At 71.0% G+C, this 18,819-nt stretch carries 16 protein-coding genes and 1 pseudogene; 14 read left to right on the top strand and 3 right to left on the bottom strand.

Annotated elements, in window-relative coordinates; translation table 11 throughout:
- Window positions 1-105 precede the first annotated feature (105 nt).
- Together ACZ7OY_RS42845 and ACZ7OY_RS42840 are read left to right on the top strand one after the other, a co-directional pair.
- Window positions 106-285: pseudogene (locus ACZ7OY_RS42845) on the top strand (AMP-binding protein); the annotation flags it as partial.
- Window positions 259-717: an AMP-binding enzyme gene (locus ACZ7OY_RS42840; protein ID WP_472250922.1), complete on the top strand. Its 459-nt coding sequence runs from the start codon at window positions 259-261 to the stop codon at window positions 715-717. The pseudogene ACZ7OY_RS42845 and the gene ACZ7OY_RS42840, both read left to right, overlap by 27 nt.
- 56 nt (window positions 718-773) lie before the next feature.
- On the opposite strand, the gene ACZ7OY_RS42835 is transcribed toward ACZ7OY_RS42840, so the two are convergent.
- Window positions 774-1,982, bottom strand: a complete 1,209-nt coding sequence (locus ACZ7OY_RS42835) for a TetR/AcrR family transcriptional regulator (RefSeq protein ID WP_472250917.1) — start codon at window positions 1,980-1,982, stop codon at window positions 774-776.
- Between the two features lie 157 nt (window positions 1,983-2,139).
- Complete coding sequence (locus ACZ7OY_RS42830) at window positions 2,140-3,039, bottom strand: LysR family transcriptional regulator (RefSeq protein ID WP_472250916.1); 900 nt, start codon at window positions 3,037-3,039, stop codon at window positions 2,140-2,142.
- A 148-nt stretch (window positions 3,040-3,187) separates the two neighbouring features.
- Here ACZ7OY_RS42830 and ACZ7OY_RS42825 point away from each other — a divergent pair, with 148 nt between their 5' ends.
- The 11 genes from ACZ7OY_RS42825 (at window position 3,188) to ACZ7OY_RS42775 (ending at window position 15,851) form a co-directional block, all read left to right on the top strand.
- Window positions 3,188-3,931 (top strand): IclR family transcriptional regulator, encoded by a 744-nt coding sequence (locus tag ACZ7OY_RS42825; protein ID WP_472250915.1) that lies wholly within the window; start codon window positions 3,188-3,190, stop codon window positions 3,929-3,931.
- 64 nt (window positions 3,932-3,995) lie between these two features.
- On the top strand, window positions 3,996-5,159 hold the full coding sequence (locus ACZ7OY_RS42820) for an acyl-CoA dehydrogenase family protein (protein ID WP_472250914.1): 1,164 nt from the start codon (window positions 3,996-3,998) through the stop codon (window positions 5,157-5,159).
- A gap of 2 nt (window positions 5,160-5,161) precedes the next feature.
- Window positions 5,162-6,403 carry a CaiB/BaiF CoA transferase family protein gene (locus tag ACZ7OY_RS42815; RefSeq protein WP_472250913.1) on the top strand — a complete coding sequence of 414 codons (1,242 nt, stop codon included), beginning with the start codon at window positions 5,162-5,164 and terminating at the stop codon, window positions 6,401-6,403.
- A 57-nt stretch (window positions 6,404-6,460) separates the two neighbouring features.
- On the top strand, window positions 6,461-7,333 hold the full coding sequence (locus tag ACZ7OY_RS42810; protein WP_472250912.1) for an SDR family NAD(P)-dependent oxidoreductase: 873 nt from the start codon (window positions 6,461-6,463) through the stop codon (window positions 7,331-7,333).
- 27 nt (window positions 7,334-7,360) lie between these two features.
- Window positions 7,361-8,134, top strand: coding sequence for a citryl-CoA lyase (locus ACZ7OY_RS42805; RefSeq protein WP_472250911.1), 774 nt, complete (start codon window positions 7,361-7,363; stop codon window positions 8,132-8,134).
- Between the two features lie 29 nt (window positions 8,135-8,163).
- Window positions 8,164-9,123 (top strand): HpcH/HpaI aldolase/citrate lyase family protein, encoded by a 960-nt coding sequence (locus ACZ7OY_RS42800; RefSeq protein ID WP_472250910.1) that lies wholly within the window; start codon window positions 8,164-8,166, stop codon window positions 9,121-9,123.
- Between the two features lie 5 nt (window positions 9,124-9,128).
- Window positions 9,129-9,641, top strand: a complete 513-nt coding sequence (locus tag ACZ7OY_RS42795) for a MaoC family dehydratase (protein ID WP_472250909.1) — start codon at window positions 9,129-9,131, stop codon at window positions 9,639-9,641.
- Between the two features lie 7 nt (window positions 9,642-9,648).
- Window positions 9,649-10,860 carry an MmgE/PrpD family protein gene (locus ACZ7OY_RS42790; RefSeq protein ID WP_472250908.1) on the top strand — a complete coding sequence of 404 codons (1,212 nt, stop codon included), beginning with the start codon at window positions 9,649-9,651 and terminating at the stop codon, window positions 10,858-10,860.
- Window positions 10,861-11,044: 184 nt separating this feature from the next.
- Entirely contained in the window at window positions 11,045-12,745 is a 1,701-nt protein-coding gene (locus ACZ7OY_RS42785; RefSeq protein WP_472250907.1) for a class I adenylate-forming enzyme family protein, read from the top strand.
- Between the two features lie 63 nt (window positions 12,746-12,808).
- Complete coding sequence (locus tag ACZ7OY_RS42780) at window positions 12,809-13,948, top strand: acyl-CoA dehydrogenase family protein (protein WP_472250906.1); 1,140 nt, start codon at window positions 12,809-12,811, stop codon at window positions 13,946-13,948.
- Between the two features lie 34 nt (window positions 13,949-13,982).
- Window positions 13,983-15,851: an alkyl/aryl-sulfatase gene (locus ACZ7OY_RS42775; RefSeq protein ID WP_472250905.1), complete on the top strand. Its 1,869-nt coding sequence runs from the start codon at window positions 13,983-13,985 to the stop codon at window positions 15,849-15,851.
- 74 nt (window positions 15,852-15,925) lie between these two features.
- Here the strand turns inward: ACZ7OY_RS42775 and ACZ7OY_RS42770 are convergent, their stop codons facing one another.
- Entirely contained in the window at window positions 15,926-17,455 is a 1,530-nt protein-coding gene (locus tag ACZ7OY_RS42770; RefSeq protein ID WP_472250904.1) for an acyl-CoA synthetase, read from the bottom strand.
- 182 nt (window positions 17,456-17,637) lie between these two features.
- Here ACZ7OY_RS42770 and ACZ7OY_RS42765 point away from each other — a divergent pair, with 182 nt between their 5' ends.
- Window positions 17,638-18,795: an acyl-CoA dehydrogenase family protein gene (locus ACZ7OY_RS42765; RefSeq protein WP_472250903.1), complete on the top strand. Its 1,158-nt coding sequence runs from the start codon at window positions 17,638-17,640 to the stop codon at window positions 18,793-18,795.
- Window positions 18,796-18,819 lie beyond the last annotated feature (24 nt).

Genomic DNA, 18,819 nt, shown 5'->3' with positions numbered 1-18,819 from the left:
GCGGACGAAACACACCCATCTCTCCCGCTGCCAGCCGGAGTTCATGCCCACCCAGCCCGAACCAAACCATCACGTTCGGAAAGCGGATGACGTCTAACGGAGGCCGGCACTGTCTCCCGGCTGCTCCCGGAGGACCACGACCCCGACGGCCCCCGACGGCACCTGCTGCGCTCGGTGGGGAACCCGGCGCCGACCTCCGACGTCGCCGTGGTCGACCCGGTCACGGGGATCCCGGTGCCGCCTGGCACCATCGGCGAGGTGGTCGTCCGCTCGCCGCACAACACCCCGAGCTACTGGAACCGCCCGGAGGAGAACGCGGCTCTGTTCCTCGACGGCTACCTGCGGACGGGCGACGCCAGCCACTTCGACGAGGACGGCTATCTCTTCCTGACCGACCGGCTGAAAGACGTCATCATCAGCGGTGGGGAGAACATCTACCCGATCGAGGTGGAGGCAGCGCTCGCCGAGCATCCCGCCGTCGCCGAGTCGGCCGTGTTCGGCGTCCCGCACCAGAAGTGGGGCGAGGAAGTGGCTGCGGCGGTCGTGCTCCGGCCGGGGAGCGAACGGCCCACCGCCCACGAGCTGATCGACTTCGCGCGCGGCCGGATCGCCTCGTACAAGAAGCCCCGCCATGTCCTCTTCGTCGAGGCGCTCCCCCGGAACGCCAACGGCAAAATCCTCAAGCGGGAACTCCGGAGCATGCCCTTCCCGGAGTGACGCCCCAGGTGGCACTCGGGTGTGGCGCCCGGGCGCCACACCCCTGCCCAGCGCCCTCAGTCCTCCGGCGGGCCGTCGCTGGCCGGCAACAGCAGGGCCGTCCCGATCTCGGCGAGACGCGCGGCGAGATCGGGACGCGCGCCGAGCGGCCCCGTGCGGGCTGCGTTGTCGATCACCGTCAGGACGGCGCCGACGACCACCTTCGCCTCGGCGACCTCCAGCTCCGGCCTGACCTCGCGCAGCAGATGGACCCAGAGGGCCACGTAGTCCCGCTGCGCCTGGAGTGACGCCTTGTGCTGAGCCTCGGGCAGCTGGTCCAGCTCCCCGATGAGGACGCCGATGAGATGGCTCTGGCCGAGGGCGAACTCGACGTACGAGGCCAGCAGCCACTCCAGGGTCTCGCGTGCCGTGCCGCCCCCGGCGAGCGCGCGTTCCGTGCCGGCCCTGCGCTGCTCGCCGCCACGGACGACCGCCGCCACGAGGATGTCGGTCTTGCTCGGGAAGTGCTTGTAGATGCTGGGACCGGACGCACCGATCGCCTGCCCGATCTCCTTCGTGCTGACGGACTGGAAGCCCCGCTCGTCGAAGAGGCGGGTCGCCGCCGCGAGGATCTCCTCCCGGCGGGACGGAGTCGGGCCTGCGTAACCGGCCGCGGCCCCGGACGGGGCGTCCGTCCCGGACTCGCGCCCTGAATCGTCGAGTGCGCAGAAGGCAGCGGAGCGGGCGAGGCCGTACAGGAGCTGTTCGAACCGGCGCCGGGGCAGGGTGATCCGGTGCGCGGAGAGCGAGCCGTACACAGCGAGCACCGCCCAGGCCAGCAGCCGGCCGTCCGGCTCCTCGAGCTCCGGCCGCTCGGCGCGGATCAGCGTCCCGATCCTCGCGGCGTCGTCGCTGAGGGCGTGCCGGAAGTCCCGGCGCTCGGCCTCGGGCAGGTGCCGTGCCTCCCGCTGCCAGATCAAGGCGGCGTGCCGCCGCTCGACGCTGCTGCTCGCCGAGCCCCGCAGATAGGAGTCGAGGTCGGGGGCGGCGCGGACCGCCGCCGAGATCCCCTCGATGGTGCGGGTGACGACGTGCAGCAGGAGGTCCGGCTTGCCGCGGAAGTGCCGGTACAGTGCCGGGGCCGTGATGCCCACGGCCGAGGCCACGTCCGCGACCGAGACGTTGTGGTAGCCCCGCTCGGAGAAGAGTTCGCCCGCAGCCGCGACGATGCGCGCCTTGCGGTCCGGGGGCCGCCGTGTGGCCCTTCCCTCGACGTCCGTCCGCATCGCTCTCCGCCCTCACCGCCGCCGGTTGGCCCGGCCCCCGCCTGACTCCGGATCTCAGTCGAAGATCCACGAACAAGGTACCGGAGACTCACTTCACCCGGGCATTCTTCCACGATGTGAGCGGTCCGACCCATGGGAGGGCCACGTTAGAAGGAATTCACTTCGGCCGCTGAGCGCCTTCCGCGTCCTCCTCCACCAGCCCCACGAACGCCTGGGCGGCCGGCGAGAGGGGGCCGACCCGATGGTAGAGGTAGCACCGGCGCGGGACGGTGAAGTCCACCGGCCGCACCACGGCCCCCAGGCGCTCCGCGGCCAGGGCGGCCGACTCAGGGAGCACCGTCGCCCCGGCGCCGGCCAGGACCAACGGGATGACGGCGTCGCGGTGCGCGCTGTCGACGGCGATGGTGAGTGAGGGCAGCTCCCGTGCCGCCAGTTCACTGCTGAACCACATGCCGACGGACGAGTCGGAGGATCCGCCCAACACGATCGGGTGCCGGGTGAGCTCCGCGAGGCCCACCGCTCCTCCCGTCGAGGGCCCGCCGCCCGGTGGGAAGACCGCCATGAGCGGCGCGAGCCGCACGGGCACCGCCCGGTGCTTGGGGTAGGGCGCCGCGTGGTCGTGGATCATCAGTTCGGCCTCGGCCCGCCGGAGCACGCCGAAGCCGTCCACGCCGTGCGACGCCTCGGTGACCCGGACGTTCACGCCGGGGTACCTGGACCGGAACTCCGCCACAAGGGGCACGGTGGGGTCGACGGCCAGGCCGGGGGCTGCCGCCAGGTCCAGCCGGCCGGCGACGAGTTCCCCCATGTCCGTGACCGCGGCCCGCACTCCGTCGAAGGCGCGCAGGACCCGGCGGGCGGGGCCGATCAGAGACTTCCCCGCCGGGGTGAGCGCGACGACGCGCCCCCGCACGAGGAGGGGGGTCCTCAGCTCGCGTTCCAGCTCCTGGACCGCCTGGGACACGGAGGGCTGGCTCAGATGCAGGCGGCGCGCGGCCTCCGAGATGCTTCCGGCCTCCACCACGGCGAGGAAGTACGAGAGATGGCGACGTTCCATAGACAATACCTATCACATGTCCAGGAATCTCAAGGCTTTACCTGGTGTCACTCTGCGGCATAGCGTGCCGGACAGCGGGCGACGCGCCCCTGGCGACCAGCGCCGGGCGGGCCCGTACCCGAGTCACCGACCCCCGTGGAGGGGCCTGATGCAGAGCATCCACCGGGGCCTCCTGCTCCTCGAGACGATCTCCGAACACCAGCCCGTCGGCGTCGCCGAACTCTCGCGGCTGTCCGGGCTGCCGAAGTCGACGGTGCAGCGCGCCCTCGTCTCCCTCGCGGAACTCGGCTGGATCCGTTCCGTCGTCGGCGCCTCCACGCGGTGGGCGCTGACCCCGCGGATGTTCGTCGTCGGCCGGCGGGGGGTGCGGAGCGACGGTGTGCGGGAGATAGCCCTGGAGCCCATGCGGGAGCTCTGCGAGCTGCTGGACGAGACCGTGACGCTCCAGGTGCCCGACGGGCGCGGGCTGATGGTGCTGATCGAGCGCCTCGACTGCCGTCGTGCCGTGCGCACCTTCAACCAGGTGGGCGCCACCTCGCCGATGCCCGTCACCTCGACCGGGCTCGCGGTCCTGGCCGCGCTGCCCGCCGACGAGGCCGAGCAGGTCCTGGCCGTGCCCGTCCCCCGGCTGACCGCGAGCACGGAGACCTCCCCGGAGCGGATCCGTGAGCGGATGGCCGAGGTCAGGGCCCGCGGGTACGCGGTGAACCTCGGCCAGAACCGGGCCGGGGTGTGCGCCGTGGGATGCGCCGTCCCCGACGCCTCCGGCCGCCCGGTCGCCGGAATCGGCATCTCGCTGCCCGACAGCCGCTTCGACGAGGACCGGATCGCCCCGTGGGCGCGGCGGCTGCAGGACACCGCCGCGCGCATCGCGGCCGCCCTCGCACCGTGACCCCTGCCGTCCTGTGCGGCACCCCCCATCGACTCGGGCCCCCGGGCCCGGCAAGGAGTACGACGTGAGCACCGCCACCGAGACCTTTCTGACCGAGGACAGGCTGGCCATCCAGGCCATGGCGCGGGAGTTCGTGGCCAAGGAGGTGATGCCCGTCGCGGCGGAACTCGACCCGGTGGCGGGCGAGATCCCGATGGAACTGCGCGCCAAGATGGCCGATCTCGGCTTCTTCGGCATCCTCATCCCCGAGGAGTACGGCGGTCTCGGCCTCGGCGTCTCCGAGTACGCGATCATCGTCGAGGAGCTGGCACGCGGCTGGATGAGCGTCGCCAGCCTGATCGCCCGCGGCCAGCAGTTCGCGCACGGCTTCAACGAGCAGCAGAAGGACGAGTACCTGCCGCTGATGGCCCGCGGCGAGTTCCTCAGCGCCTTCGCGCTCTCCGAGGCCGAGGCAGGCTCCGACGTCGCCAACATGAGCTGCCGCGCGGAGCAGGAGGTGGACGGCGGCTGGCGGATCACCGGCCAGAAGATGTGGTGCACCTTCGCCGACGGCTCCGACTACCTCCAGGTCTTCGCCCGGACCGAACCCGCCGATACGGCGCACCGCTCACGCGGCATCACCTGCTTCCTGATGCCGAAGGAGCGCGGCACGCTCCCCGAGGGCGTCACCGGCAACCCGGTGCGCAAGATCGGCTACCACGGCTGGAAGACCTGGGAACTCTCCTTCGACAACGCCCGGGTCGAGCCCGGCATGATCGTTGGCGCGGCAGGCAAGGGCTTCAAGGTCGCCATGGGCGACCTGGTCATCGCCCGCATCCACACCGCCGCCCGCGCCATCGGCCTGGCCCGCGGCGCCCTGGAGGACTCGATCGAGTACGCCAAGACCCGCGTGCAGTTCGGGAAGCCGATCGCCGACAAGCAGGCCATCCGCTTCAAGATCGCCGACATGGCGACGCAGATCGAGGCTTCCCGCTCGCTGCTGCACCGCATCTGCGCCGACTACGACGCCGGCTGGCCGTCCAACCTCCAGGCCTCCATGGTGAAGCTGCACGCGACCGAGATGGCCGAGCGGGTGACGAGCGAGGGCATCCAGATCCACGGCGGCGCGGGCTACACCACGGACTTCTCTGTCGAGCGGTACTGGCGCGACGCCCGTCTCACCAAGATCTTCGAGGGCACCTCCGAGATCCAGATGAAGATCATCTCCGACACGCTTCTGGGCCGGTGACCATGAGCACCGCACCCACCTCGAGCCGTGGTCCGCTGGCCGGCCTGAGGGTGCTCGACCTCAGCCGAGTGCTCGCCGGCCCCTTCGGCACCATGCTGCTCGCCGAGCTCGGCGCCACGGTGATCAAGGTCGAGCCGCCGGCCGGCGACATGACCCGCGGCCAGGGCCCCTTCGCCGACGGCGACGGACTCAAGGCATACGGCGGCTACTTCCAGTCCGTCAACCGCAACAAGCGCGGCATGGTCGTGGACATCTCGGTGCCGGAGGGCGCGGAGGTCGTCCGCCGGCTAGCCGCCGGCTCCGACGTCCTGGTCGAGAACTACCGGGCGGGAGTCATGGAGCGGTACGGGCTGGGCTACGAGGCGCTCGCCGAGATCAATCCCAGGCTCGTCTACACCGCCATCCGAGGGTTCGGCGACCCGCGCACCGGCGCCAGCCCCTTCCAGGACTGGCCCAGCTACGACATCGTCTCCCAGGCGATGGGCGGTCTGATGGGCATCACCGGCCCGGTCGGAGGCCCACCGTACAAGGCGGGACCGGGCCTCGGCGACATCATCCCCGCGCTCTTCGCGGCCGTCGGCACCCTGGCCGCGGTGCGCGAGGCCGAGGCCACGGGCCGGGGCCGCTTCGTCGACATCGGCCTGTACGACTCCGTGCTCTCCGCGTGCGAGCGGATCGTCTACCAGCACTCGTACCAGGGCGTCGTGCCCGAGCCCGAGGGCAACGGCCACCCGCTCTTCTGTCCGTACGGGGTCTTCCCGGCCGCCGACGGGTGGATCGCCCTCGCCGCCCCCGGCGACAACCACTGGGCGCTGCTCTGCGACCTGATGGGACGCCCCGAGCTGGCCCACGATCCCCGGTACGCCACCAACGTCGACCGGGTATCCCGGTCCGCCGAGGTCAGGGAGATCGTGAGCGCCTGGACCTCCGGGCGCGACCGGGAGGCGATCGCTAAGGCGCTCGGCGGACGGGTCCCGATGGGTCCGGTCAACACCGCAGACTCGATCTTCGCCGATCCGCACGTGCACGCCCGGCGGATGCTCGTCGAGGTCGAGCAGCCCGGGCTCGACCGGCCCGTCACGGTCGCCGGGAACCCCATCAAGTTCGCCGGCCACGAGGAGACCCCGCCGACGCGGGCGCCCCTCCTGGGCGAGCACACCGACGCAGTACTGCGCGACATCGGCTATGCCGACGAGGACATCGCCCGGCTCCGTGCCGCCGGCGCCCTCGGCCGGCGCGCCTAACCCGGCGGGCGCGCCCTCCGTCCCGCCCGTCCCACACCCACTCCAAGGAGAAACATCATGGGAAGCCTCACCGGTCGCGTGGCGGTCGTCACCGGCGCCGGCCGTGGCCTGGGCCGCGAACACGCTCTGCGGCTCGCCGCCGAGGGCGCCGCGGTCGTCGTCAACGACCCCGACGCCGACCCCGCGCAGGAGGTCGTCGAGGCGATCAGGGCCGCCGGGGGCGCCGCCGTCGCCGACCACGGGCGGGTGAACGACTTCGCCGCCGCCGAGGCCCTGATCGGCCTGGCCGTCGAGACCTTCGGCGACCTGCACGTCCTCGTCAACAACGCCGGGATCACCCGCGACACGACCGTGGTCAGGATGACCGAGGCCGAATGGGACTCGGTCGTGTCCGTGCACATGAAGGGTCACTTCGCGACCCTGCATCACGCCGCCGCGTACTGGCGCGACCAGGTCAAGAACGGCCGCGCCGTCAGCGCCTCGGTGATCAACACCTCGTCCGGCTCCGGCCTGCGGGGCAACCCGGGCCAGCTGAACTACGCCGCGGCCAAGGCCGGCATCGCCGCCATGACCGTCGTCGCCGCCCGCGAGCTTGAGCGGTACGGCGTGCGCGTCAACTCCATCGCCCCGGTCGCCCGCACCCGCATGACGCTGGAGACGCCCGGCCTCGGGGAGAAACTGGCCCCGGTCGAGGGCGAGTTCGACACCTGGGACCCCGCCAATATCTCCCCTGTCGTCGCCTGGCTCGCCACCGAAGGGTGCCGGGTGAACGGGCAGATGCTCATGATCCGCGGCGGCCGGATCGACGTCTACGAGGGCTGGACCGCCAACGAGACCCACCTGCACGAGGGCCGCTGGACGCTGGGCGCGCTGGACGCCGCCCTCGGCCACCTTCCCACGGCCCCGCCGAAGCTCGTCCCCTCCGTCTGACTCCCCCTCCCCCAGGAAAGGCTCCGGATGTACACCACCCACATCGGCCACTCCACCGCCGACGCGATCGACATCTACGGGTACGACCTCTGCTCCGAGGTCATCGGCCACGCGAGCCTCGCCGACCTCGTCTTCCTCGGCGCGCAGGGCCGGCTGCCCACCGAGAACGAGTCGAAGATGCTCAACGCCCTGATGGTGGGCATCGCCGAGCACGGCTTCACCCCGAGCGCGCTGGCCGCCCGGCTCACCTGGCTGGGCGCCCCCGAGGCCACCCAGGCCGCCGTCGCCGCCGGGCTGCTGGGCGCCGGCAGCGTCTACCTCGGTGCCATGGAGCTCACCGCCCGGATGCTCCAGGAGGCCCTGGCCGCCGCGCCCGAGGACCGGTCCGCCGAGGAGACGGCTGCGACGATCCTCGACGCGTACGCCGCCTCCCGCGACCGGGTGCCCGGCTTCGGCCACCCGACCCACCGGCCGCGCGACCCTCGTACGGCGCGCTACTTCGAACTCGCCGAGCAGTGGGGCTTCCTCGGGCGCCACAGCCGCCTCCTCCAGGCTGTGCACGCCGAGATGGAGAGCCGCCGCGGCAAGCTCATCACCCTCAACGGCGCCGGGACGTTCGGCGCGGTCATGGCCGACATGGGCTTCGACTGGAAGCTGATCCGCTCCGTCGTGACGGCCGCCCGCGCCGTCGGCCTCGTCGGCCACATCGCCGAGGAGGCGGCGCGCGGCACGGCCGACAGCACCGCGCAGGCCCTGTTCAAGCACGTCGAGCACGCCACCGACTACCAGCCGAAGCGCTGACCCCGCTCACTCCCGAGAGAAGGATCCCCATGACATTCACCCGACTGCGCCCCCGCCGCTCCTGCCTCGCGGTGCCCGGCTCGAACCCGCGCTTCCTGGAGAAGGCCCAGGGCCTCGCCGCCGACCAGGTCTTCCTGGACCTGGAGGACGCGTGCGCGCCGCTGGCCAAGCCCGAGGCCCGCCACACCGTCGTCAAATTCCTCAACGAGGGCGACTGGACCGGCAAGACCCGCGTCGTCCGCGTCAACGACTGGACCACGCACTGGACGTACCGTGACGTGGTCACGGTCGTCGAGGGCGCGGGCCAGAACCTCGACTGCATCATGCTGCCGAAGGTCCAGGACGCCCAGCAGGTCGTCGCGCTCGACCTCCTGCTCACCCAGATCGAGAAGACCATGGGCTTCGAGGTCGGCAAGATCGGCATCGAGGCGCAGATCGAGAACGCCCAGGGTCTGAACAACGTCAACGCGATCGCGCAGGCGTCCCAGCGCGTCGAGACGATCATCTTCGGCCCGGCCGACTTCATGGCCTCGATCAACATGAAGTCGCTGGTCGTCGGCGAGCAGCCGCCCGGCTACCCGGCGGACGCCTACCACCACATCCTGATGAGCATCCTGATGGCCGCCCGCGCCAACAACCTGCAGGCGATCGACGGCCCCTACCTGCAGATCCGCAACCCGGCGGGCTACGGCGAGGTCGCCCGGCGCTCCGCCGCCCTCGGCTTCGACGGCAAGTGGGTGCTGCACCCGGACCAGGTCGCCGCCGCGAACGAGGTCTACTCGCCCTCGCAGGAGGACTACGACCACGCCGAACTGATCCTCGACGCCTACGACTACTACACGTCCGAGGCCGGCGGGAAGAAGGGCTCCGCGATGCTCGGCGACGAGATGATCGACGAGGCCTCCCGCAAGATGGCCCTGGTCATTTCCGGCAAGGGCCGCGCCGCCGGCATGCAGCGCACCACCAAGTTCGAGATCCCGGAGGCCTGAGTCCCATGCAGTTCGGCCGCACCTACGAAGAGTTCGAGATCGGTGCCGTCTACAAGCACTGGCCCGGGAAGACGGTCACGGAGTACGACGACCATCTCTTCTGCCTGCTGACGATGAACCACCACCCGCTGCACATGGACGTGAATTACGCGGAGAACACGACGGACTTCAAGAAGAACGTCGTCGTCGGCAACTACATCTACTCGCTGCTGCTCGGCATGTCCGTGCCAGACGTCTCCGGCAAGGCCATCGCCAACCTGGAAATCGAGTCGCTGCGGCACGTGGCGCCGACCTTCCACGGCGACACCATCTACGGCGAGACAACCGTCCTGGACAAGACGCCGTCGAAGTCGAAGAGCGACCGCGGCATCGTCCACGTCGAGACCAAGGGCTACAAGCAGGACGGCACCCTGGTGTGCGTCTTCCGCCGCAAGGTGATGGTCCCGACCGCCGAGTACATCGACGCGCGCGGCGGCGAGCAGCCCGGCCGCCCCGAGCTGAAGAAACAGGGGAAGTGAGGCGGCCGTGTCCGGTACCGCTGCGGAACTCGCCCGCTGGGCGCACGCGTTCGTCCCCGACGAGGCCGACCTCGACCTCGCCGGACGTTCCCTGATCGACACGCTGGCCGTCACCCTGGCGGCGCGCGACCACGAGGTGACCCGGCTCGCGGCCCAGCTGCCCGAGGCCGCCCGCTGGTCCGCGGTCGGTCACGTGCTCGACTTCGACGACGTGCAGATCGAGTCCACCAGCCACGTCAGCGTGGTGATCGTGCCCGCCGTGCTCGCGACCGGGGGCGGGCCGGAGGCCTACCTCGCGGGGGCCGGGGTCATGAGCCGTCTCGGCACCTGGCTGGGGTGGCGGCACTACGAGGCCGGCTGGCACGGCACGTGCACTCAGGGCGCCCCGGCGGCGGCGGTCGCCGCCGGCGTCGCCCTGGGCCTGAGCGCGAAGGAGTTGGCGACGGCCATGGCACTCGCCCTGCCGGCCGCCGGCGGGGTGCAGGCCGCATTCGGCACCCACTCCAAGGCGCTCCAGGTCGGCTTCGCGGTCGAGGCGGGGGTCAGGGCGGCGCGGTTGGCGAAGGCGGGCGCCACGGCCGACCCGCGCGCGCTCGACGTGTGGCTCGACCTGGTGGCCGGCGAGGGCCGGCCCTTGAACGTCGGGGGCCCTGCTGTTCCCGGTGGTCTGGCGGTCAAGCTCCACCCCTGCTGCTACGCCATGCAGCGGCCGATCGCGGCCGTCCGCGAGCTTCGCGAACGTCACGGCGCCTTCGATCCGGCCGCCGTGCGGCGGATCGTCGTGACAACGCCCGCCTCGGGGACGCAACCGCTCATCCACGACCGGCCGACCACCGGGCTGCAGGGGAAGTTCAGCATGCCGTACGCGGTCGCGGCGGCACTCCTGGACGAGTTTCCCGGTTTCTCTTCGTTCACCGACGAGGCCGTGCGCCGGCCCGAGGCGCGGCGCCTGATGGAGGCCGTCGAGATCGTCCGGCGGCCGGGCGGGAACGACCTGCTCGCCGGGGAGCTGGCGCTCCGGATGGAGTTCGCCGACGGTTCCGCCGTGGAGACGGCCATAACTCTGCCGCCAGGGAGCCCGCTACGGGCCCCCACCGCCGAGGATCTCCTCCGCAAGGCCGCGTCCTGCGGGACCGACGTGCCGAAGATCCTCGACGGCGTGGACTGGTCCACCGCGGCGGCGGTCCTGCGGGGCTCACTGCCGCCCGGACCTCGGTGAATTCCGTGATCACCATAGACAGCCTGGTTATCATGAATTAACTTTCTGGGCGTGTGGGGAGTGAGGCCCGCGCCCCGCTCTCCGCGTGTCCGGCCCTGGACGCAAGGCAGTCCGGGAACGCCCTCTCCCAGCACGTCGGGCATTGGCCTCAGTCCATCCACCTCCACCGCCGCAGGGGACCCTCATGACTCGTGTCGCGCCCTTGAACATGCCGCCCTCCCTGGACATCCCGTCCGTGGGCCTTGACGCCTTGCTCGCCGGCGCCGCGCGCGCCTTCCCCGAGCGTGCCGCGCTCCTCGACGGCGATGAAGCGCTCACGTTCGCCGAGCTCCACCGCGCAGCCCTCCGGACCGCCCGCGGCTTCCGCGCGCGCGGACTGGTGGAGGGCGACGTCGTCGCGCTCCACATGCCCAACACCTACTGGTACGTCGTGGCCTACTACGGCGCCCTGTGCGCCGGGCTGGCCGTCGCGCCGATTAACCCCGCGCAGCCGGCCGCCGTCCTGCGCGAGCAGCTCCGGGCCTGCTCGGCCAAGGCGATCGTCACCCACCCCGCGAACGCCGCCGTCCTCACCGAGGCCGCCGCCCCGCAGGTGGCGCTCGTCGTGCACGTCCCGGGCACCTCGGCGTCCCCCGCTCCCCCGGAGGCCGTCCTTCCCGAGGAGTTCGTGCCGCTCACCGACCTCCTGGCGCACGCCCCGCTGGAGGGCTACACGGTCGACCCCGACCTGGTCGCCCACCTCCAGCTGACGGGCGGCACGACCGGGCGGACCAAGTTCGTCCGGGTCCTCCACCGCAACGCGGTGGCGAACGTGCTGCAGACCGGCTGCTGGAGGTTCGCCTGCCTGCCGTCGCTCGACGAGCAGGGCGGGGTCCGGGTCACCGCGATAGAGTCGCCCACCCCGTACGCCGTCCCGCTCGGCGAAGGGGTCCAGATCTCCATCGCCCCTCTTTTCCACGGTCTCGGCCTCGTTGGCCACAACGTCAACACGCTCGTCGGCACGACGGCCGTGATCACCGGCGGCCGGTTCGACGCGGACCAGTTCGTGATCGACATCAAGAGGTACGGCGTCACGCACATGGCGGGCTCCCCGGCCATGTACTACGGCATGCTCCGCAGCCCGGAGCTGAAGCGGCGCGACCTCTCCAGCGTGCGGCTGATCACCTCGGGCGCCGCGCCCATCGACACCACCGCCCTGGGCAAGCTGCGCTCGGCCATCCCGAGCGCCGACATCTCCGAAGGCTACGGCCTGAGCGAGGCCAGCATGTGCCTGACTTTCTCGCCGCCCGGCCTGCCGCTGGAGACCCCCATCGGCAGCGTCGGCATCGCGGCGCCCGGCACGGAGCTGGAGATCCGGGGGCAGGACGGCGTCACCGTGCTGCCCGGCGGCGAGACCGGCGAGGTGTGGGCCCGTGGGCCTCAGGTGACCGACGGATACCTCGACGAACCCGAGCTCACCGCAGGGCAGTTCGTGGACGGCTGGCTCCGCACCGGCGACCTCGGACACCTCGACGGGAACGGCTTCCTGTTCCTGGTCGGCCGGGCGAAGGACATGCTCATCTACAAGGGCTACAACGTCTATCCGCAACCGCTGGAAGAGCTGCTCTGCTCGCATCCGGCCGTGGCCCAGGCGTCCGTGGTCGGCCGGCGCGTCCCCGAGGTCGGCGAGGTCCCCGTCGCCTTCGTCGTGCTCCGGCCCGACGCCGCCGGCGAGGGCCGGCGCAGTCAGGCCTTCCGCGACGAGGTCATGGCCCATGTGGCGGTGAAGGTCGCGCCGTACCAGAAGATCCGCGAGCTGCACGTCGTTGACAGCCTTCCGCTCACGCCCACCGGAAAGATCCTCAAAACCGAGCTGCGCAAGGCCCTCGAGGCGGACGAGGGCTGACCCGCCTGCCCTCCCCGCTCCCCAACACCGCGTCACCGCATGACCCAGAAAGAGGGAAGACCCATGGAAGCCACCGAGTTCAAGGCCGTGCTCGAAGCGGTCCGCCGCTTCGTCCGGGAGGACGTCGTCCCGCGCGAGCGTGAGATCGACGCCACGGACGTGGTGCCGGACGAGATCCGCCGCAAGGCGATCGACATGGGGCTGTTCGGCTACACGCTGCCCGAGGAGTTCGGGGGCATGAGCGCCTCCGTGACCGAGGATGCCCAGCTCTGCTTCGAGTTCGGCTACACCACACTGGCCTTCCGGTCCATGTTCGGCACGAACATCGGCATCGCCGGCCAGGTCCTCGTCAACTACGGCTCCCGGGAACAGCAGGAGACCTGGCTGCCCCGGCTCGCCGAGGGTGCTGTGGCGTCCTTCGCGCTCACGGAGCCGGAGGCGGGATCCGACCCGTCGGGCATGAAGACCCGGGCCGTGGACACTGGTGACGGCTTCTACGAGATCACCGGCAGCAAGCGCTTCATCACCAACGCCGCCGTGGCCGACGTCTTCATGGTCTTCGCCCGCTCCGGCGAGGGCGACAAACCGACCGACGGAATCTCCTGCTTCCTGGTCGAACAGGGCACCCCCGGCCTCAACGTCGGCCCCAAGGACATCAAGACCGGTCAGGCCGGGGCCTGGACCAGCGAGGTCTTCTTCGACAAGGTCCGGGTGCCGCACTCGGCCGTCATCGGCGGCATGGCCGGAAAGGGCTTCAACGCGGCGATGCGCTCGCTGGCCAAGGGCCGGGTCCACGTGGCGGCCCTGTGCGTCGGCCAGGCGACCCGCGCGCTGGAGGAGTCGGTCGAGTACGCGCGGAACAACAAGCAGGGCGGTGAGCCCATCGGCCGTTTCCAGCTCGTCCAGGCCATGCTCGCGGAGAGCCGGGCGGAGCTGGACGCCGCCCGCGCCCTCGTCCTGGAGGTGGCGCGTAGGTACGACTCCGGCGAGGACACCAAGATCGGCCCGTCGACCGCCAAGCTCTTCGCCACGGAGATGGCCGACCGCGTCGCCGACCGCGCCGTGCAGATCCACGGCGGCATGGGCTACATGCGCGAGACGACGGTCGAGCGGATCGCCCGCGACGTGCGCGTCATGCGCATCTACGAGGGGACGAGCGAGGTCCAGAAGCTCATCATCGGCCGCGCCCTGCTGCGCGGCTGATCCCCAGTCCGCGACGACTCCGAAACGAGGCAGCATGTCCGAGATTGCAGATCTGGACTACGACGACTCCAGGGACCGTGTCAACGCGGCCCGCGGCCTGATCGACCGGCTCGACCCTTGTGTCGTCCGCGACGGCCGGGGCCGGGTGGTGTGGGACAACGAACGCTGGAGCTTCCTCCAGGGCGAGTGCCCCGACACCGTTCATCCGAGCCTGTGGCGCCAGAGCGGGCTCAACACCCACCAGGGCCTGTTCGAGGTGGTTCCCGGCGTCTACCAGATCCGCGGCCTCGACGCCGCCAACATGACTATCGTCGAGGGACGTACGGGGGTGGTCGTCGTCGACCCCCTCACCTCCAAGGAGGTGGCGGAGGCCGGCCTCGACCTCTACCGGCGCAACCGCGGCCACCGGCCGGTCCGCGCGGTGGTCTACACGCACAGCCACGGCGACCACTTCGGCGGGGTCCTCGGCGTCACGACGGCCAAGGAGGTCGAGGCCGGCGCATGCGCGGTGCTCGCGCCGGAGGGCTTCCTCCACCACGCCGTGAGCGAGAACGTCTTCGCCGGTCCGGCGATGTTCCGGCGAGCCGTGTACATGTACGGCCGGAGCCTCCCCCTCGGCCCCGAGGGCCAGGTCGGCTTCGGCCTGGCCCAGGGTCTGTCGACGGGCTCGATGGGCCTGGTGCCGCCCACCGACACCCTCACGGTGACGGGCGAGGAACGCGAACTCGACGGGGTGCGGCTGGTCTTCCAGCTCACCCCGGACACCGAGGCGCCCTCCGAGATGAATCTGTACCTGCCCGACCGCGGGGTGCTGCTCATCGCGGAGAACGTCAACCACACCCTGCACAACGTGCTGACCCTGCGCGGGGCGCTGGTCCGGGACGCGCACGCCTGGGCGTCGTACATCACCGAGTCGCTCCGGCTCTTCCCGGAGGCCGAGGTCCTCATCGGGTCCCACAACTGGCCGACGTGGGGGCGGGACGAGGTGCGCCGGATGCTCGCCGAGCAGCGCGACGCCTACGCGTACCTCCACGACCAGACCGTCCGGCTGATGAACCGCGGCCTCACCGGACCGGAGATAGCCGAGGAGATCCAGAGCTTCCCCGGTGAACTGGGCCGTACCTGGAGCGTGCGCGGGTACTACGGCTCGATCAGCCACAACGTGAAGGCCGTCTACCAGCGCTACATGGGCTGGTACGACGGCAACCCCGCGCATCTGTGGCAACACCCGCCTGTCGAGCAGGCAAAGCGGTACGTGGCCGCCATCGGCAGTGCCGACGCCACGGTCGAGATCGCGCGCAAAGCGGTCGAGGACGGCGATCTGCGCTGGGCCGTCGAACTGCTCAACCACGTCCTCTTCGCAGAGCCGGAGCACGCGGAGGCGCACGAGCTGCAAGCCGGCGCGTTCGAGCGCCTCGCCTTCGCTCAGGAGAACGGGACCTGGCGGAACATCTACCTGACCGGGGCGCAGGAGCTCCGCGAGGGCCGGCGGTCCGGCGGCCGGGCGGGCGCGCGTCCCGCGATGGGCGGACTCGCGATGCTGAGCGGTCTCTCCACCGCGCAACTGTTCGCGATGATGGCCATCCACCTGCACGGCCCGCGAGCGGCGGCGCACCGCCTGCTGACACGCTGGGAGTTCACCGACACCGGCGAGATATGGACGGTCCTCGTCGGGAACGGCGTCCTGACCCCGATGCCGGGCGACGCTCCGGGCGGGGAAGCTCCTCAACTGACGCTCCGGATCGACCGGACGGTGCTCAACCGGATCCTCGCCGGCCGGGACTCGTTCGCCGACGCGGTCGCCACCGCCCGGCTGCTGCTCGACGGGGACGCCACGGTCCTCACCATGCTGCACGGGCTCCTGGAGGTCCCGGACGGGGACTTCCCCGTCGTCCTGCCCTGACCCGGTCTCCTCACGGCGAAGCGCCGCGCACCCCGGGTGCGCGGCGCTTCGCCGTACGTGCCGTCGCGCTGCCGTCAGCGCGTCCGCTTGTCCCGCAGCTCCCGCTTGAGGATCTTCCCCGCCCCGGAGACCGGCAGGACGCGGACGAACTCCACCGTGCGGGGGACCTTGTAGCCGGCGATCAGCTCCCGGACGTGGGCACGGATCTCGTCCTCGGTGGCCTCGTGGCCCGGCTTGAGGACAACCACGGCGTGCACCCGCTCGCCCCACCGGTCGTCCGGGAGCCCCACGACGGCGCAGGAGGCCACCGAGGGGTGCCGGGCCACAGCGTTCTCGACCTCGGCGGAGTACACGTTCTCCCCGCCGGTGACGATCATGTCCTTGATCCGGTCGACGATGAAGACGTACCCCTCCTCGTCCATGTAGGCGCCGTCGCCGGTGTGCATCCATCCGTCCCGGAGGACGGCCCGCGTCTCCTCGGGCTTGTGCCAGTAGCCGAGCATCAGGTTGTCGCCGCGGCACACGATCTCGCCGACGGTTCCGCGCGGCACCTCCTCGCCGTCCGGTCCGACGACGCGAACCTCGCAGTGGGGCGTGGCGCGGCCCGCCGAGCGCAGCAGCCGGTCGGGGCCGAGGTGCTCCTCGGGGCCGAGCATGGTGATCATCGCCGTCTCGGTCATGCCGTACCCCTGGCTGAACCGGGCCTGCGGGAACGCCTTCATGGCGCGGTGCAGCAGGGGTTCGGAGATCGGCGAAGCACCGTAGCCGAGGTACTGGAGGCTGCTGAGGTCCCGGTCGGCCGCGCCGGGGTGGTCCAGGAGCCTCTGGATCATGGTGGGGACGAGCCCCATGGTGGTGACGCGGTGCTTCTCGACCGCGTCCAGGACGCCTTCCGCGGTGAATCCCGGCAGGAAGACGACGGTGCCCCCCGCGACGTTCTGCCCGAGCCACCCCACGAGGGCCGCGACGTGGAACATCGGCGCGGAGGTGAGGAGCCGGCCGCCCGGGATCGCCGAGGGGACCCTGAGCTGGGTTCCCAGCGTCGAGGTCATGAGGCCCTGGTGCGAGACCATCACGCCTTTGGGTAGCCCCGTCGTGCCGCCGGTGTAGAGCAGCGCCGCGAGCGCCGGGCCGCCGGCGCGGGTGTCCTCGACCGGCTCCGAGGCCGCGATGAGGTCCTCGTAGCCGGTCAGGCCGGCCGGAGTGCGCGTCTCGTCGCCACAGTGGAGCACGGCGCCGAGGGACGGGGTCGCTGCACGCAGCTCCGGTACGAGACTGGTAAAGGCGTCGTCGACGAGGAGGACGCGGCTCTCCGAGTCCCGCAGCGCGTAGCCGATCTCGGCGGTGCTCCACCGGACGTTCACAGGGTTGACCGCGGCGCCGATCCACCACGCGGCGAAGAAGGTCTCGTGGTACCGGTCGGAGTTGGCGGCAAGGACGGCCACTCGGTCGCCCTCCGAGACCCCCAGCGCGCGCAGCCCGCCGGCGAGCCGCGCCACCCGGTCCGCGACCTCCCGCACGGTCCGGCTCCGTGTGCCGCAAATCGTCATCACGCGATCGGGATGCTGCTGGAGGGCGCGGTGCAGCGACTGCGTCAGATACATGGGAACCATCCTGGGAAGGGACGTAAAGATCAACAGAGGTGAGTTACTAGAAGTTCACTTTCTATCCTGTAGGCACTGTTTCACAAGGTCTAACTCGTAGATAGATAGACACTACGGTTACCATGAATTAACTTACTGCTGCCCGGTGAGTCTGTCGGGCATGCGAGAGAGGACGCCTCACCGTGCGCCGCAGCGTGTTCACCCAGGAGCATGAGACCTTCCGTGCGACCATCCGCGACTTCATCGCCGACGAGGTCGTGCCGCACTACGCCGACTGGGAGCAGGACGGCCACGTCCCCCGCGACCTCTACCTCCGCCTCGGCGAACTCGGGGTCTTCGGCATCCAGGTCCCCGAGGAGTACGGCGGTGCCGGAGTCACCGACCTCACCTACCTCGCCGTGATCCGCGAGGAGTGCGCCCGCGCCGGCGTCACCTTCGGCGCCGACGTCGTGCACACCTGCCTGGTGCTGCCCTATCTGCTGGAGTTCGGCAGCGAGGAGCAGAAGCGCCGCTGGCTCCCCGGCTTCCTCACCGGCGAGGTCATGACCGCGATCGCCATGACCGAGCCCGGCACCGGCTCCGACCTCGCGGCGATCAGCACGCGGGCCGAACTCTCGGCGGACGGCACCCACTACGTCCTCAACGGTGCCAAGACCTTCATCACCGGTGGCGCCCGGGCCGATCTGGTCCTCGTCGTCTGCCGCACCGCGCCGGCCCGCCCCGACGACCGGCGCGCGGGCCTCTCCATCCTGTGCGTGGACACCACCTCGCCCGGCTTCTCCGTAGGCCGCAAGCTGGACAAGATCGGCCTGCGGGCCCAGGACACCGCGGAGCTGGCATTCAGCGACGTACGGGTCCCTGTGGAGAACCTGCTCGGGGACGAGGGAGCCGCCTTCTCCTATCTGACCCACAACCTCGTCGTGGAGCGCCTCGGCGCCGCCGTCAGCGGCTACGCGACCGCGGCGGCCGCCGTCCGCTTCGCCCGCGAGTACGTGCGGGAGCGCCAGGTCTTCGGCAAGCCCGTCGCCGCCTTCCAGAACACCAAGTTCGTTCTCGCCGAGTGCGCCACCGAGGTCGAGGCCGCGCAGACCTTGGTCGACCGCGCGCTCCTGCTGCACCGCTCAGGCGAGCTGAGTCCCGCCGACGCGGCCAAGGCGAAGCTGTTCTGCACCGAGGTCGCGGGCCGTGTCATCGACAAGTGTCTCCAGTTGCACGGCGGTTACGGCTACATGCTGGAGTACCCCATCGCCCGCATCTACGCCGACACCCGCGTCTCCCGCATCTACGCCGGGACCAGCGAGGTCATGAAGACCATCATCGCCAAGGACCTCGGCCTCTGAGCCCCACCCCTCACCGATTCCCTT

The sequence above is a fragment of the Streptomyces sp. NPDC107559 genome (assembly GCF_055657365.1).
This window is presented reverse-complemented; position numbering and strand designations above follow the sequence as displayed.